This window comes from Sphaerisporangium sp. NPDC051017, assembly GCF_040683095.1.
GTDB lineage: Bacteria > Actinomycetota > Actinomycetes > Streptosporangiales > Streptosporangiaceae > Sphaerisporangium.
In genome coordinates this window covers 1-16,175 of the sequence record NZ_JBFBCI010000074.1, presented here as the reverse complement: position 1 = coordinate 16,175, position 16,175 = coordinate 1, and the positions used below count along the sequence as shown (strand labels likewise).

Genomic DNA, 16,175 nt, shown 5'->3' with positions numbered 1-16,175 from the left:
GGCGTGCCCACCGGCACCACCGGCCGGTCGCGTCGGAGCCGGAGCGTGCTCGAACCGTGGCATGGTCCACCACCGTTACTGGCGACCGTGCCGCCCAGGGCGCTGAAGGCGGCGGAGCCGGGCCGGCCGGTCAGGGGCCGGCGCGGAAGGTCCAGGCGTCCGGGCCGGGGTCGCCGTCGTCGCGCTCGGCCGGGGGCCCGGATCCGCCGGCCAGGGGCAGGCGGACGAGGAAGCGCGCGCCGCCCTCGGGCGAGGCGCCCACCTCGATGGAGCCGTCGTGGGCCAGGACGATGTCACGGGCGATGGCGAGGCCGAGACCCGTGCCGCCCCGGTCGCGGCTGCGGGCCGTGTCGAGCCGGGTGAACCGCTCGAAGACGCGTTCCCGGTCGGCCGGGGCGATGCCGCCCCCGTCGTCGTCGACGAGGAGCTCGGCGTGCGTGGTGTCGTAGCGCACTTCGACGCTCACGGACCGCCGGGCGTGACGCTCGGCGTTGTCCAGCAGGTTGGCGACGACGCGGCTGATGTGCTCGCGGACCCCCTCCACATGGACCTCGGAGGGCAGCGTCAGCCGCATGTCGAGCCGGCGGCCGTGCCCCGTCACCTCCGAGCGGACGATCGCGGACAGGTCCGCCCTCTCCCGCGGCCTGCCGTGGCCGGCGCAGATGCTCTCCAGGAGGAGCAGGTCGGAGATGATCGCCTGAAGCCGGTCGACGTTCTTCAGCGTGTGCCGCAGCAGTTCGCCGAGGTCGGTGTCATCGGGATGGAGCTGGGCCTCCTCGAGGTTGGCGCGCAGCCCCGCGAGGGGGGTGCGCAGCTCGTGGGAGGCGTCGGCGGCGAACTGCCGCTGCCGGTTGAGAGCCCGTTCCATCTTGGCCTTGGCTCCTTCCAGCCTCGACAGCGTGCCGTTGATGGTCCGCGCCAGCCGGGCGATCTCGTCGTCGCCGGACGGCTGCGGGACCCTGCCGCTCAGATCGTTGACGTTCATCGTGGCCAGCTCGCCGCGGATGGACTCCACCGGGCGCAGGGTGCGGCCGGTGACCTTCCACGTGGCCGCGACCGCGAGCGCGACGAGCAGGGCGATCTGGGCGGTGAAGATGGAGTCGATGAGCCCGGTGGACGCCTCCAGGGGCGCCCGTCTGCCCGCGTACACCACCGGCGAGTCCGCCGAGGGGCCCACTCTCAGTGCCGCCACCCTGACGCAGCCCACGTCGTGGCCGGAGCAGGAGCTCACGTCCTCCTCCGGCGCCCGGGGACCCGGCCACACGGTGGTCATCGGGGCGAGCCCGCGGGCGGCGGGAGAGGCGGCGATCACGTGGTGGCCGGGCGCCACGATCTGGACGAGGTCGATGCCGGGGACGTCGGACCTGATCGGAGGGCCGCCCAGATGTCCAGAGCGGTAGGCCGCGGCGACCAGTCCCGCCTCATGCCGCGCGTCCAGCCAGATGGTGTTCATGATGGATCGGTGCGCGACCGCGCCGGCCACGAGCCCGGTAGGTATGAGCAGGAGCATCGCCAGGAACCCGACCAGCAGCGTGAGCCGGCCCCGGATCGAGGACGGGAACACGGTCACGCGCGGCCGGAACGCCGATGCCTGCACGTCTGGCAGGCGTTCCTCTGCGAGCATCATCATCGTCCAAATCGGTGATCGCCGACGTGAGCCCGTCGCCCGGGGCGCGGGACGCGTGCCGCGGCGGGCCGCGGGAGGCGTCTCGAACCGTTTCCACTGCCCGCGGCGGCCGAGGCGCGTCGCGCGGGCAGGCCCGGGCAGGGCCCGGCGACGACGGCTGCGGCGGCGAATGCCATCTGGCCGGGATAGCGCTTTCCGTCATTCGGCGAAATCGGATATGGGTCTGCGGTCGGTGGTCTGGATCACGATAGGCGGCCGGTCGCTCGCGCCGAGCGGGCCTGGCCGGACGTTCGGGCCGCCCCCCGCCCGGGGCGACCGCAGCGGTCCGCGTCCGGCGGGCCGTGCTAGAAACGGTGTGTTTCCGTCGTGGAGCAGAACTATCTGGAAGCACTCAAATTATCACCCTGGGTGAGCCTCACAAGGGGTTCTGTAGTCCCTTGGTAAAACCCTTTACCAAATCGCACGGACCGGAACCGGGCCCCAAAGAGGTCGCACCCGCGCCGTACGCGATCCAGGGACGCCCATGCCCTGCGGCGGATCCGGTGTTGACGCTGACTTCACCCGGCCTTCGGGGTGAGGATGCCGCACGCCCGGCGCTCGTCCGGGTGGGCCGAGTACGGGGAGACGTCCAGCGGCGGCCGCTCGCCGAGGGCCAGGCGCGCGGCGATCATCCCGGCGTACGGCCCGGCCGTGAGGCCGTAGGCGCCGAGCCCGGTGGCGACGACGACGTTGCCCGGCCCGCCGTTTCCGCCGTGCCCGCCGACCGGGCCGAGCAGCGGCCGTCCGTCCGCGGTCACCGGCCGCAGCCCGGACCGGGTCTCGACGACAGTGGCGCCGGCGAGGCCCGGCGCGATCCGCACCCCGCCGGACAGCACCTCGGCGACGCCCCCCACGGTCGTGCGCGGGTCGAACCCGGCGTCCTCGACGGTGGCGCCGAGCACCACGCGCGACCCGGGGAAGCCCAGCAGGTACGGCCCGCGCCGGGGCAGGACGATCGGCCAGCCCTCGGCGTCCGCGCCGGGAAGCTCGGTGTGGACGATCTGCCCGCGCCGGGGTCCCACCGGCACGGCGAGGCCGATCGGCCGGCACACCTCGCCCGTCCACGCCCCGGCGGCCACGACCACCGCGTCCGCGTCCAGCACCGTGCCGTCCAGCAGCGGCGCGCCCGAGGAGGTCAGGGCGGCCTCGCCCCCGCGCACCCGGGCGCCGCGTCCCACGGAGGCCCGCTCCAGCGCGTCCCGGAGGGCGCGGCCGTCCACCCGGGCCGCCCCGTCCACGCGCAGGGCCGTCAGGCCGGGGGCCAGGGGAGGGAACAGGTCGGCGGGCCGGTCCACTACGGATATGTCGCCCATGTCGGGCGCGGACGGGTGTCTGCGGCGCAGCAACGCCTCAACCGGGGCGAGCCCGCCGGGGTCCTCGTCCACCAGCAGCGCTCCCACCGGGGCGTAACCGGTGTCGGGCTCGCCGTCCTCGGCGAGGATCCCCGCGAGCGTCGCGTAGTAGCGGGCGCCCTCCAGCGCGAGCCTGTACCAGGCGTCGTCCTCCTCGTGGTCCACCCACGGGCAGATGATGCCGGCCCCGGCGTCCGTGGCCCGCCCGGCGCGCGGCCGGTCGATCACGGTCACGGCCGCGCCCCGCAGGCTGAGGTGGTAGGCGGCGCTCGCCCCGACGATCCCGTTCCCGATCACGACCACCCGAATGCTCATTGCTGAATGATGACAGCAGAGGGTGGACAGCCCGATTCGGGGGTTATGCGCGGTTCGCTGCTACAAGGCCGATCGGTCAGGCCTGGGTGCCGGAGGCGAGGTACACGGCCAAGGTGTGCTTCTTCTGCTCCTCGTCGAAGCCGGGGTCCTGGAGGACCTTGAGCAGCCACGCGAGGCGGGTCTTCTTCTCCTCCGGGGTGAGCAGGGCGTCCAGGTCGACGTCCAGGCGCACCTGGTTGCCCAGCGACTTCAGGTCGTTCTCGGCGATGAGCCTGCGGGCCAGCCGCGCCCGGTCCGTCTTGATCGCCTCGTTGATGCGCTTGAAGACGAACTGGCGGCCCGACTCGTAGAAGGTGTCGAGCCCGACGGGGATGTCGGAGTTCTGGTAGGAGACCGTCGCGAACTTCAGGCGGACGATGGCCAGGTAGGAGACGCCCACCGAGGCGGCGAAGAGCCAGGGGTTCCAGTCCTCGAAGGTCCGCAGGCCGCGCAGGCCGAAGAACACCACCGCGGCGATCGCGCAGTTGGCCACGATGAAGCCCCACCACCACGGGGACCGGTGGATCCGATAGCTCGTCGTGTCCCCGGCCACGAAGGTCTGGTCCATGTCGAACAGCGTGACACCGCCGGCGATGGCCGCCGACAGAAGGGAGAACCACGCGGAATGCTCCATCATCGGCCGCCCAGGGTCGCTCAGTGGTCGGGTGCGTCGTCGCGACGGCCGAGCGCCTCGTCGAGCGCCCTGTTGAGGTCTTCCTCCGAACTGACGCTCGCCGCCTCCTCGACGTCGTCGTCGAGCAGGAACAGCCCGGCCGAACCTTCGCCCGCGCCGCCGGACCGGGCGATCTCGCCGGCCCTGACCCCGTCGGAGGTCAGCGCGTAGCGTCCCTCGTCGACCTCGACGACCAGGCCGCGCCGCTGCAGCCCGGGCAGTGCCTCGCGCACATCGGCCGGTGAAAGGCCGGCATGGGCCACCAGCGCCTCGAGCGGGCTCTCGCCGTGGTCGCGCAGTGCGACGAGGACCCGGGACTCGGCCGGGCGGACGAAGTAGGGCATGGGACCTCCCAGAGATGATTATGCTCCGGGAAATGGCGAAATGACCGGCCGCTTATAACGATCCAGACAATGCTGTGTTTATGGCCGTGCCTCCGGCACGGCGTGTTCGGGGCGCACTTTTAGGCGGCGTTCTTCCGCCCTCGCGGGCAAGGGATCGTCCCTCACCCTTGCCCGCGAGGACTCCAGAACACCGCCGCGCCCCGAACAGTGCTTATGGCCGCGCCTCCGGCACGGCGGTTCGGGTCAGCCGTTGACCTCCAGGGCGGCGCGGACCGCGGACTCCAGGGATCCCTCGATCCAGGCGTGCTTCAGCGAGGTGTGCTCGCCCGCGAAGTGCAGGGGCCCCTCGGGGACGGCGATGGCGGGGTGGATCTCGGTCATCTGGCCGGGCGTGAAGACCGCGGCCTCCCCGAACGCGTAGCGGTTGCGCAGCCAGCTCTGCGTCTGCCCGTGGCCGGTGTAGAACTCGGTGATCCGGTCGCCGTGCACCTCCGCCAGGCCGCGCAGCGCGTACCCGTACCGCTCGCGGTCGTCCATCGAGTCCCAGCGCGCGGCGTCGTCGGCCCAGACGTAGCTGGCCAGCACGACGCCGCCCTCGCTGCCCGGCACCGGGTGTGAGGGGTAGTAGGTGAACCGGTTGGCGTTGTCCGCCACCGAGCCCCCGCCCGTGACGTGGGTGACCCGGCCCGGACGGTAGCGCGGGCCGAGCTCCCGCTTCCAGTCCGCCTCGTCGAACTCCCACCAGCGCCGACGGAACTCCAGCAGCACCTTGGTCGCCGAGTCGTAGTGCAACTCGATGATCGCGCGCCGCTTGGCGTACGAAAGGGACGGGGTGATCTCGACGTGCCGCAGCGCCGGGAACGGGATCGTGACGATCGCGACGTCGCCGTGGAAGGTCTCGGCGGGCCGCTGCGGCGCCGAGGACGACTCGTCGCTGCCCCGCTCGCTCACGGTGTCCACGCGCACGCCCCCGCCGGAGGTCGTGATGCGCACGGCTCGCCGGTCCATGCGGATGTTCCCCCGAAGACCCGGCTCCAGCCGGTACGGCAGCATGCGGCTGCCGCCCGTCATCTCCCAGTAGGTGGCCGACGGGTTCACCAGGCTGCGCGTGAGGAAGGTGTGCATGAACGCCAGCGGGAGCCGCGAGGTGAGGTTCTCGATCGTGCCGATGGCGTCGATCGCCGCGTCGCTCAGCCGCGCGTGCTCGGTGAGGAAGCGGTTCATGGAGTAGCCGTCGAACTCGCGCAGGACGCGTGCCCAGCCCTTGATCAGCTCGGGCAGCGGCCTGTCGACGCGCCTGCCGTCGCGGACCACCGAGATGTAGTCGCGGACCGGGTCGAGCGCCTCGTCCAGGATCTGCGCGGCGGTTCTGCGGTCCTTCAGGCCGAACGAGGCGTTGATCCTTCGCGGGTCGGCGGCGTACTCGTCGCGGCGCTGGATGATGCCGTTGACGCGGATCCAGGTGTGGTTGAGCCGCGCCGGCGCCTCGAACCGCCCCTTCACCGGCCCCGACCGCCAGACGTGCCCGTCGCGCGCGGTGTAGACGACGGGCGGGATCGGGCCGCTCGGCCTCGCGCCGGGCCGCACGTCCACGTTGTAGAACGGGCGGCGCGGGAGGCCGAGCTTGTCGATCAGCGCCAGCGTGAGCGGGTGGAAGTCGGGGATGCGCATCGCGCCCGCCTCGGCGTACTGCGCGTGGTCGGCGAACCCGGACGTGAAGGTCTTGATGCGGCCGCCGATGCGGTTGCCGTTGGCCTCGATCACCGTGACCTGGTGGCCCGCCCGCTTGAGCAGCGTGGCGGCCACCAGGCCGGCGATGCCCGCGCCGATGACGAGCACCTTCTTGGGCGAGCGGGCCTTCGGCAGGCCGTGGTCGATGAGCACGCGCAGGTAGCGCAGCTTGAGGTCGGCGTCGTGCTCGTCGACCAGCAGCAGGTCGCGGGCGACGTCCACGCAGGTGTCCCAGCTCGGGGCCGCCGCCCCGCGCGAGGGCGCCGTGAGGGGGGCCGCCGAGGCGGGGACGGCGGTGGCCGCGCCCGCCACGCCGGCGAGCGAGCCGACGGCGCCGAGCCCGGCCAGCCGGGCGAATCCTCGGCGGTCGATGGTCGTCATAGATGTCCTCCGTGTGAGACGAACACTCAGGGTCGTGATATGACCACGGAAAGTCTCGACATGGACGGGACATCGGTCTTCTCGGCACGCCATGCCAGATGAGCTGGCATTCCAACCGATGAGGAAAGGGGCTTTCCTTTCAGGGGCCTTCGCGGTGATACGGGCGATCCGTCAGGGCGTGGTGAGCGAACAGGAGTTGGCGAGGTCGCCGGTGGCCGGGCGGGGGAGCGTGGCGTCCCTGGGCGGGGTCTTCCCGCGCGTCGTCCAGCTCTCCATGGCCGTGAACGCCTCGCGGAAGCAGGGCAGGATCGGCCGCAGCAGGCCCGGCTGGGCGTCGTACAGGCCGTCCACGTGGGTGCCGCCCTCGATCCGGTAGTAGCGGTGCAGCGGGTCACGCCCGCTGGACCGGATCAGCCGGTCGTAGACGTCGGAGTCCTGGCCGATGGGAAGCAGCGTGTCCAGCGTGCCGTGCAGCGTGATGAGGGGACGCCCGATGCGGCCGGTCAGGGAGACCCGCTTCACCGCCTCGCGCACCGCCTTCGGCCGGGAGGCGTAGTCGTAGTCCGCGTCGCAGGCCAGGGTGCCGGGCGTGCAGAAAGGGGTGCCCGCCTCGGTCGCGCCGTCGTAGCCGGGGTCGAACTCCTCGCGGTAGACGCGCTGGGTGAAGTCCCAGTACACCTGGTAGTGGTAGCCCCACAGCGGCTCGGACCCGGGCGCGAACCCGGCCGCGATGATCGCGTCGTGCGCGGCGGCGTCGCCGGTGGCCTTGTACTTCGGGTACTCGCGCAGCGTCGCCGGCAGGAAGGTCAGCAGGTTGGGGCCGTTCTCCCGCCAGAGCGTGCCCTCCCAGTCGACGCCGCCCGTGTACAGCTCGGGGTGGTTCTCGAGCTGCCAGCGCACCAGGTAGCCGCCGTTGGAGATCCCCGCCGCGTACGTGCGCGCGGGCGGGCGCCCGTAGCGGCGGGCGACGACGGCCTTGGCGGCGCGGGTGAGCTGCGTGACCCGGTCGTTCCACTCCACGATCGCGTCGCCGGGCTTCACGCCGTCCTTGTAGAAGTCCACGCCGGTGTTGCCCTTGTCGGTGGCCGCGAACGCGTAGCCCTTGGCCAGCACCCAGTCGGAGATGGCGAAGTCGTTGGCGTACTGGCGGCGCGAGCCCGGTGTGCCGGTGACCACCAGGCCGCCGTTCCAGTGCTCGGGCAGGCGGATCACGAACTGGCTGTCGTGGTTCCAGCCGTGGTCGGTGTTGGACGTCGAGGTGTCGGGGAAGTAGCCGTCGATCTGGATGCCGGGCACGCCGCTGGGGTTCTTCGCTCCCGCAGGGTGCAGGCCCGCCCACTCGGAGGCGATCGAGTGCCCGGAGGCGACCGTGGCCGCGGTCGTCAGGTCGTCCAGGCACGCGGAGATCTGCTTCTCGGCGCCGGGGACCGTGACCCGGCCGGCTCCGGGGCAGGACGCGGGGGCGGCGAGGGCCGCGGGGACGGGCCCGGCGAGGGACGCGGCCAGTGTGACGGCCACTGTGACCGCCATGGTGGAGGCGGCCGCCGTCAGGCCGAGGGCCCGGCCCCGGGCACGGCGTCGTATCGATCGCATCATGAACTCCTCACAGGGGCGCGATCAGCGGATCCTGGTCATGGTGGACCTCCGGTGTGAGCCCGGCCACGTCCCCGGGCGCCATATTCGGCGGCCACGTTATGTCCGGCGCCGCCATGAGCCGGGGAGTGCCGGGCCGGCCGGCCGCCATATCGGCGCCTGGATCGTCCGCCTCGGTGTCGCCGCCGCCACGGTTCCCTTACGTGGCCCGTCCACATGCCCGCCGGCCGGGGACGTGGGACCGCCCGTGACCTGCGCCCGATGTGGCGGCGATCCATCGGATCCGCAGGGAATGTGTGATCGGCCCACATGGAACGGCCCCCCGGGCTCACCTAGTGTTCCCCGTCACAAGACTTCGTCCGTTAACGCCACGGTGACCTGGACGAAACCGGGACGGATGAGACGACGAGGAGGCCACATGGACGGCGCCGTCCTGCGAGCCCAGGGACTGGCCAAGGAGTTCCGCGGCTTCCGTGCCGTCGACGGCGTGGACCTGGACGTCGCGGAGGGCAGCGTGCACGCGCTGGTCGGGCCCAACGGGGCCGGGAAGACCACGCTGTTCAACCTGCTCACCGGCTTCCTGAAGCCGAGCGCGGGCAGCATCCGGCTCGGCGAGCACGACCTGACCGGCAGGCGTCCCGAGCACGTCGCCCGGCTCGGGGTCGCCCGATCGTTCCAGATCACCAGCCTGTTCCCGCAGATGACGCCGCGCGAGCACGTCGAGCTGGCCCTGGCGAGCCCCACCGGCCTGACCTGGCGGTTCTGGCGCTCCCAGCGCACGCTGGACCGGCACGCCGCCCGCGCGATGGAGCTGCTCGACCAGGTCGGCCTGGCCGCGCACGCCGCGACCCCGGCCGGCACCCTCGCCTACGGCCACAAACGGGCCCTGGAACTGGCGCTCGCCCTCGCCCTCGACCCGCGCCTGCTGCTGCTGGACGAGCCGACCGCCGGCATGGGCGTCGAGGACGTCGAGCGCACGGTCGAGCTGGTCAGGAAGGTGCGCGCCGGCCGCACCGTCGTGATGGTCGAGCACAACATGACCGTCGTCGCCAGCCTCGCCGACCGCGTCACCGTCCTGCAGAGCGGGCGCGTGCTCGCCGAGGGCCCCTACGCCGAGATCCGCCACGACCCCCGGGTCATCTCCGCCTACCTGGGAGACGCCGATGCCGTCCACTGAACCGGATCCGATCCTGCGCGTCGCGGGCCTGTCCGCCTGGTACGGCGAGGCGCGGGTGCTGCGCGAGGTGTCCCTGGAGGTGGGACGCGGGGAGATCGTCACGCTCGTCGGCCGCAACGGCGCGGGCAAGACGACGCTGCTGCGCTGCCTGATGGGCCTGCACGCCCGCCAGGAGGGCACCATCACCCTGTCCGGCGCCGACATCACCCGGCTGCCCGCGCACCGCCGCGCCCGCCAGGGCCTCGGGTACGTCCCCGACGACCGGGGCATCTACTCCACGCTCACCGTCGAGGAGAACCTGACGCTGCCGCCCGTCGCCGGCCCCGACCCGTGGCCGCTGACCAAGGTGTACGAGACCTTTCCCCGGCTGGCCGAGCGGCGCGGCTTCCCGGGCACCAAGCTGTCCGGCGGCGAGCAGCAGATGCTCGCCCTGGCCCGCGTGCTGCGGATGGGCGCGCGGCTGCTGCTGTGCGACGAGCCCACCGAGGGGTTGTCGCCGCTGATCGTCCAGCAGATCGGCGGGATCCTGCGCGAGGTCAAGCGCCAGGGCACCACCGTGCTGCTGATCGAGCAGAACGTCCACTTCGCCGCGACCGTCGCGGATCGGCACTACCTGCTGGCGGAGGGCCGGATCGTCGAGTCGCTGGACAACGACGAGATGCGCGCCCGCGAGCACGAACTCCTCGACTACCTCGGCATCTGACTCCCCCCAACATCAAGGAGATACGACATGAAAGCTCTGAGCCGGGCGGCCGTCGCCGTGGTGGCGGCGGGAGCCACGATCGCCGGCTGCGCGGGAGGACCCGGTGGCGGGGGCGCCGGGGACAAGGTCAGCGACGGCAAGGTCGTGCTGGCGGTGCTGAACGACCAGTCGGCCGTGTACGCCGACCTGTCGGGCAAGAGCAGCGTCGAGGCCGTGAACATGGCCGTCGCCGACTATAAGGCGAAATATGGTGACAAAGCGGTCGCTAAGGACGTTGAGGTGCTGTCCGCCGACCACCAGAACAAGCCCGAGGTCGCCAACTCCAAGGCGCAGGAACTGTACGACCGGCAGAAGGCCGACCTGATCCTCGACGTGCCGTCCTCGGCCGCCGCGCTCGCCGTCGCGGGCGTGGCCAAGGCCAAGAAGCGGCTGTTCATGGACATCGGCGCCGCGACGACCGCGCTCACCGGCGCCCAGTGCAACAAGTACACCTTCCACTACGGCTACAACACGTACATGCTGGCCCACGGCACCGGCGACACGGTGACCAAGGACGGCGCGAAGAACTGGTACATCGTCTACCCGGACTACGCGTTCGGGCAGGACATGCAGAAGAACTTCACCGCGGCGGTGACCGGCGCGGGCGGCAAGGTCATCCAGAGCGACCCGGCGCCGTTCCCCAACGACAACTTCTCGACCTTCCTGCTCAAGGCCCCGGGCCTCGACCCCAAGCCCGAGGTGCTCGGCACCATGCAGGCCGGCGGGGACCTGGTCAACCTGGTGAAGCAGTACAACGAGTACAAGCTTCGCGACAAGGGCATCGGCCTGGCCGTCGGGCTCATGTTCATCACCGACATCCACTCGCTCGGCGCCGACGCGCTGGCCGGCACCAAGTTCACCGACGCCTGGTACTGGAACGCCTCCCCGGAGAACCGCGCCTGGGCCGACAAGTTCCAGGCCAAGGCCGGCAAGCGGCCGTCCTTCCCCAACGCCGCCAACTACTCGGCCGCCACGCAGTACCTGGAGGCCGTGCAGCGGGCGGGCACCGACGACCCGGACGCCATCATCAAGCAGCTCGAAGGCCACAGCTTCGAGGACCCCTTCGCGCACAACGCCACGATCCGCGCGCAGGACCACCTGCTGCTCCACGACGTGTACCTGGCCCAGGTGAAGCCCGCGAGCGAGGTCACCGAGCCGTGGGACTACGAGAAGATCCTCAAGACCATCCCCGCCGCCGAGGCCTTCCAGCCGACCCCGGACCCCGCCTGCAAGCTCTGACCCTTCCCTGGCCCGCGCCCGCGACCACCGTCCCGAGCGCGGGCCGGTCCCGGGGCCCGAGGCCGGCGACCCCGGTCCCGCGTCCCCCTCCGTCCCGTCCGCACGCCGTCCCGCCTCCCCGGCGGGAGGCGCGCCCCCGTCCGTCCCCCTTGGAGGTCACCGTGCTGCAGCAGGCGTTCAACGGCCTGGTCGGCGGCGCCTTCTACGCCCTGCTCGCCCTCGGCCTCGCCGTCATCTTCGGCATGCTGGGCGTCGTCAACTTCGCCCACGGTGCCTTCTACATGCTCGGCGCGTTCGGCTCCTACGTGCTGCTCGACTCCTTCGGCGTGAACTTCTGGGTCGCATTGGTCGCGGTCCCGGTCGTGCTGGGCCTCGCGGGCGTCGCGCTGGAGCGGCTGTTCATCCGCAGGCTCGCCCCGCTGGACCCGCTCTACAACTTCCTGTTCACCTTCGGCCTCGCGCTGATCCTGCAGGACCTGGTCAAACGCGAGTACGGCGTGCAGTCCCAGCCCTACCCGCGCCCCGCGCTGCTCGACGGCACCGTCGACCTCGGCCTGTTCGGCTACCCCGCCTACCAGGTGTTCGTGCTCGTGCTGTCGGTCGTCGTCTGCGCGGCCGTCTGGCTGGTGCTCACCCGCACCCGCCTCGGCATGATCGTCCGGGCGGCCACCGAGCGGCCCGAGTTGACCCGGGCGCTCGGCATCGACGTCGGCCGCTGGGTCACCCCGGTGTTCGGCTTCGGCATCGCGCTCGCCGGGCTCGCGGGCGTGCTCGCCGCACCCATGCGCGCGGTCAACCCGCTGATGGGCGCCGACCTGATCATCACGGTGTTCGCGGTCGTCGTGATCGGCGGGCTCGGCTCGATCTTCGGCTCGGTGGCGGCCGGCTTCGCCATCGGGCTCGTCTCGGCGCTCGGCAACCTGTACGTGCCGGCGCTGTCGCAGACGCTGGTGTTCATCCTGATGGCCGTCGTGCTGCTCTGGCGCCCGGCCGGCCTGTTCGGACGCGAGGAGTCGCTGTCGTGATCCTTTCCCGGCTCGCCGAGCGGCCGATCCTGCTGGTCGCCGGCCTGTTCCTCGCCCTCGTCCTGCCCTGGATGATCTATCCGCCGGTCGCCATGGACATCGCCTGCTGGGCGCTGTTCGCCTGCGCGCTCGACCTGCTGCTCGGCTTCACCGGGCTGCTGTCGTTCGGCCACGCCGCGTTCTGGGGCGGCGGCGCGTACGTCGCCGGCCTCGTCGCCGTCCACAGCGGGCTTCCCTTCCCCGTGGCCGTGCTCGCCGGCGCGGCGTTCGCGGCCGTGCTCGCCGTGCCCATCGGCTACCTGTCGGTGCGGCTGCGCGGCATCTACTTCGCGATGGTCACCTTGGCCTTCGCGCAGATGGTGTACTTCCTCGTCAACCAGTGGCGGGACCTGACCGGCGGCGAGAACGGCCTTCAGGGCGTCCCGCGCGAGCTGTTCGGCCTGGATCTGTCCGACTCGTTCGTCTACTACTACGTGGCGCTGCCGCTGGTGCTCGCCGGGTTCGTGGCCGTGTGGCGGATCGTCCGCTCGCCGTTCGGACGGGTGCTCGTGTCGATCCGCGACAACACGGCGCGGGCGCAGGCGCTCGGCTACCCGGTCGACCGCTACAAGCTGCTGGCGTTCGTGCTGTCGGCGTGCCTGTCGGGGCTCGCGGGCGGGCTGTTCGCCATCGGCCACGGGTTCGCCTCGCTGGAGAGCGTCTACTGGACGACCTCCGGGCAGGCCGTGATGATGGTCGTCCTCGGCGGCATCGGTACGCTGTGGGGCGGCGTCCTCGGGGCCGCGCTGGTCGTCGAACTCAACGACTACCTGGTCACGGCCGGGTTCGAGGGCATCGGCATCGTCACCGGCACCATCTTCGTGATCATCGTGCTCGTCTTCCGCCGGGGCATCTGGGGGACCGCCCGCCACCTGCTGGAGACGCGGTCCGGCGGGCGCGGCGCCGCCCCGGGGAACCGGCCTCCCGGCAGCGCGCCGGACGGTTCGCCCGCCCCGACCGAGGGTGTCGGCTCGCCCGTCTAGCCCTTTCGCGCCGCCTGCTTGTACGTCTGTGAGTCCGTGCTGCTAGGAGTAATGCTGTGGTTTCAACGAGCGTGACCGCCGGGAACGCCGCCGTGGTGGATCTGACCGGCCGGCGCGCCCTGGTGACGGGCGGCGCGAGCGGCATCGGCCGGGCCTGCGCCCGGCGGCTGGCGCTCGCGGGGGCCCAGGTCGTGATCCTGGACGTGCGGGAGGGCCCGGCCCGCGAGGCGGCGGGGGAGATCGGCGGGACGGCCGTCGCCGCCGACCTGACCGACATGGACGCGGTCGAGGCGCTCGACTTCGGCGGCGTCGACATCCTGGTCAACAACGCCGGGTTCCAGCACGTCGCCCCGATCGTCGAGTTCCCGACCGACGTCTTCGCCGCGATTATGAAGATCATGGTCGAGGCGCCGTTCCGGCTGGCACGGCGGGCGCTGCCCGGCATGTACGAGCGGGGCTGGGGACGCGTGATCAACATCTCGTCGGTGCACGGGCTGCGCGCCTCGCCGTACAAGGTCGCCTACGTCACCGCCAAGCACGCGCTGGAGGGCCTGTCCAAGGTGATCGCGCTGGAGGGGGCCGAGCACGGCGTCACCTCCAACTGCGTGAACCCCGCCTACGTGCGCACGCCGCTGGTCGAGGAGCAGATCGCCGACCAGGCTCGCGTGCACGACATGGACCCGGACGAGGTCGTCGAGCGGATCATGCTCGCCCCGGCGGCGATCCGGCGGCTGATCGAGCCGGACGAGGTCGCCGAGACCGTCGCCTACCTCTGCTCGCCCCAGGCCTCGATGATCACCGGCGCCTCCTTCGCCATCGACGGCGGCTGGACGTCACACTGAGGCCGGTGGCCGGCGTATCGGGGGAACATATGCCGATCAAGGGGACAATGAACCCCATGAGCTGCACCGTCTTTCTCGAACTCCTCGCCCGGGAGGCCCCTCCCGTCGAGTTCGAGGCCCCCCTGGTCGAGGCGCGCGCCTCCGGTGCCGCCCCCGAGGTCCTCGCCGAACTGGAGCGCGCCAAACTCGCCGCCCTGCGCGTCCGCGCCCTGCTGGAACGCCGAGCCCGCCGCGAGGCCGAGCTGTCGGCCCTGTTCGACACAGCCGGCGACCTCGCCGGCCTGCGCGACGTCGGCGCCGTGCTCGAAGCCATCGTCCGGCGCGCCCGGCGGCTGCTCCAGGCCGACATCTCGTACATGACCCTGCACGACCCCGACCACGGCGACACCTACATGCGCGTCACCGACGGCTCGGTCTCGGCCGCGTTCCGCGCGCTGCGGCTCCCCATGGGGGCCGGGCTCGGCGGCCTGGTCGCCCAGACCGGCACCCCGTACGCCAGCCCCGACTACTTCGCCGACGAGCGGTTCCGGCACCGCGACCACATCGACCTCGCCGTCCGCGAGGAGGCGCTGGTCGCCATCCTCGGCGTGCCCATGCGGCTCGGCACGCAGATCATCGGCGTGCTGTTCGCCGCCAACCGCAGCGCCCGCCCCTTCGCCCAAGAGGAGGTGACCCTGCTCGCCTCCCTGGCCGCCCACGCCGCCATCGCCCTCGACAACGCCCGCCTGCTGGAGGAGACCCGCACCGCCCTCGCCGAACTCGGAGCCGCCAACCAGCTCGTCCAGGCGCGCAGCGTCGCCGTCGAACGGGCCGCCCAGGCGCACGACCGCATGACCGGCCTGGTCGTGCGCGGGGGAGGGGTTGAGGACGTCGCCGCCGTCGTCACCGACATCCTCGGCGGCGCGGTCATCGTCCTGGACGCCGACGGGCACCGCCTGGCCGCCGTCGGAACGGTCGGCGACCTGGACGAGGCGGGCGTCGCCGGCGCCGCCGCCGCCTCGCGCGGCCTCGGCAGGAGCGTCCGCAGCGGAGACCTGTGGGTCACCTCGATCGCCTCCGGCGCCGAGATCCTCGGCACACTCGTCCTGCGCACCCCCGAAGAGGTGTCCGCCATGGACCAGCGCATCCTCGAACGGGCCGCGCTGGTCACCGCCCTGCTCCTGCTGTTCCGCCGCACCGCCGCCGCGGCCGAGGGCCGGGTGCGCGGCGAACTGCTGGACGACCTGCTCACCGGCCGCGCCGTGCACTCCGACGCCCTGCATGAGCGGGCCCGGCTGCTCGGCGTGGACCTGCACGCGCCGCACGTCCTGGTCGTCGCCCGGCACCGGGCCGAGGACTCCTCCAGCCGCCGCACCGCCTTCTGGGCGTCCTCCGACGCCGCCTCCCGGCACGGGCTCGTGGCCGCCCGGGGCGAGGAGAGCGTGTTCCTGCTGCCCGGCCTCGCCCCCGGCCCGGCCGCGCAGCGCGTCGCCAAGGAACTCGGCGCGTCCCTCGGGACACCCGTCACCGCCGGCGCCGCCGGGCCCGTCCAGGGACCCGCCGCCATCGCCGGCGCCTACCACGAGGCGCGGCGTTGTGCCGACGCCCTGCTGGCCCTCGGCCGCGCCGGGGACGGGGCGAGCAGCGAGGAGCTCGGCTTCGTCGGCCTGCTCATCGGCCGCGACCGCGACGTCGGCGGCTTCCTGGAGTCCGCCCTCGGCCCCGTCCTCGCCTACGACCGGCGCCGCGGCACGTCCCTGATCCAGACCCTGGAGACCTACTTCGGCACCGGCGCCAGCCTGTCCCGCACCGCCGAACGCCTCCACATCCACGTCAACACCGTCACCCAACGCCTGGACCGCATAGCCCGCTTGCTAGGCGACGACTGGCAGTCCCCCGACCGAGTCCTCGAACTCCAGCTGGCCCTCCGCCTCAACCGCCTAGGCCCCCTGACCAGCTGACGGCGGTCTCAAGCGGTGGAAGCAAGTTCGGAGAGCATCTCGACGAACACTTCGGCTGGCGTTCTGTACCCAAGTATACGCCGCGGACGCGTAT

Annotated in this window: 13 protein-coding genes; 7 read left to right on the top strand and 6 right to left on the bottom strand. The window is 72.1% G+C overall.

The features are described 5' to 3' along the window. Window positions 1-130: 130 nt before the first annotated feature. The 6 genes from AB0M95_RS35970 to AB0M95_RS35945 all read right to left on the bottom strand — a co-directional run bounded on the left by AB0M95_RS35970 (window position 131) and on the right by AB0M95_RS35945 (window position 8,097). A complete protein-coding gene (locus AB0M95_RS35970) occupies window positions 131-1,630 on the bottom strand; it encodes a HAMP domain-containing sensor histidine kinase (protein ID WP_363774676.1) in 1,500 nt (499 codons plus the stop codon). Window positions 1,631-2,184: 554 nt separating this feature from the next. Next, window positions 2,185-3,333 carry an FAD-dependent oxidoreductase gene (locus AB0M95_RS35965; protein WP_363774673.1) on the bottom strand — a complete coding sequence of 383 codons (1,149 nt, stop codon included), beginning with the start codon at window positions 3,331-3,333 and terminating at the stop codon, window positions 2,185-2,187. A 76-nt stretch (window positions 3,334-3,409) separates the two neighbouring features. After that, window positions 3,410-4,009, bottom strand: coding sequence for a hypothetical protein (locus AB0M95_RS35960; protein ID WP_363774670.1), 600 nt, complete (start codon window positions 4,007-4,009; stop codon window positions 3,410-3,412). Between the two features lie 17 nt (window positions 4,010-4,026). Beyond that, window positions 4,027-4,389: a hypothetical protein gene (locus tag AB0M95_RS35955; RefSeq protein WP_363774667.1), complete on the bottom strand. Its 363-nt coding sequence runs from the start codon at window positions 4,387-4,389 to the stop codon at window positions 4,027-4,029. Window positions 4,390-4,632: 243 nt separating this feature from the next. Next, window positions 4,633-6,501, bottom strand: a complete 1,869-nt coding sequence (locus AB0M95_RS35950; protein ID WP_363774664.1) for an NAD(P)/FAD-dependent oxidoreductase — start codon at window positions 6,499-6,501, stop codon at window positions 4,633-4,635. 171 nt (window positions 6,502-6,672) lie between these two features. Continuing rightward, window positions 6,673-8,097, bottom strand: coding sequence for a tannase/feruloyl esterase family alpha/beta hydrolase (locus AB0M95_RS35945; protein WP_363774661.1), 1,425 nt, complete (start codon window positions 8,095-8,097; stop codon window positions 6,673-6,675). A gap of 415 nt (window positions 8,098-8,512) precedes the next feature. On the opposite strand from AB0M95_RS35945, the gene AB0M95_RS35940 reads away from it, so the two are divergent. From AB0M95_RS35940 to AB0M95_RS35910, 7 genes are all read left to right on the top strand, one after another. After that, on the top strand, window positions 8,513-9,271 hold the full coding sequence (locus AB0M95_RS35940) for an ABC transporter ATP-binding protein (RefSeq protein ID WP_363774658.1): 759 nt from the start codon (window positions 8,513-8,515) through the stop codon (window positions 9,269-9,271). Beyond that, window positions 9,258-9,974 carry an ABC transporter ATP-binding protein gene (locus tag AB0M95_RS35935; protein WP_358515353.1) on the top strand — a complete coding sequence of 239 codons (717 nt, stop codon included), beginning with the start codon at window positions 9,258-9,260 and terminating at the stop codon, window positions 9,972-9,974. The genes AB0M95_RS35940 and AB0M95_RS35935 overlap by 14 nt, the downstream gene beginning before the upstream one ends. Before the next feature lie 27 nt (window positions 9,975-10,001). Continuing rightward, a complete protein-coding gene (locus tag AB0M95_RS35930) occupies window positions 10,002-11,252 on the top strand; it encodes an ABC transporter substrate-binding protein (protein ID WP_363774655.1) in 1,251 nt (416 codons plus the stop codon). A gap of 161 nt (window positions 11,253-11,413) precedes the next feature. Further along, window positions 11,414-12,277 carry a branched-chain amino acid ABC transporter permease gene (locus tag AB0M95_RS35925; protein ID WP_363774653.1) on the top strand — a complete coding sequence of 288 codons (864 nt, stop codon included), beginning with the start codon at window positions 11,414-11,416 and terminating at the stop codon, window positions 12,275-12,277. Continuing rightward, window positions 12,274-13,299: a branched-chain amino acid ABC transporter permease gene (locus tag AB0M95_RS35920; RefSeq protein WP_363774650.1), complete on the top strand. Its 1,026-nt coding sequence runs from the start codon at window positions 12,274-12,276 to the stop codon at window positions 13,297-13,299. The genes AB0M95_RS35925 and AB0M95_RS35920 overlap by 4 nt, the downstream gene beginning before the upstream one ends. A gap of 56 nt (window positions 13,300-13,355) precedes the next feature. Continuing rightward, entirely contained in the window at window positions 13,356-14,141 is a 786-nt protein-coding gene (locus tag AB0M95_RS35915; protein ID WP_363774647.1) for a 3-hydroxybutyrate dehydrogenase, read from the top strand. A 56-nt stretch (window positions 14,142-14,197) separates the two neighbouring features. Next, window positions 14,198-16,081 (top strand): helix-turn-helix domain-containing protein, encoded by a 1,884-nt coding sequence (locus AB0M95_RS35910; RefSeq protein WP_363774644.1) that lies wholly within the window; start codon window positions 14,198-14,200, stop codon window positions 16,079-16,081. Window positions 16,082-16,175: the final 94 nt, after the last annotated feature.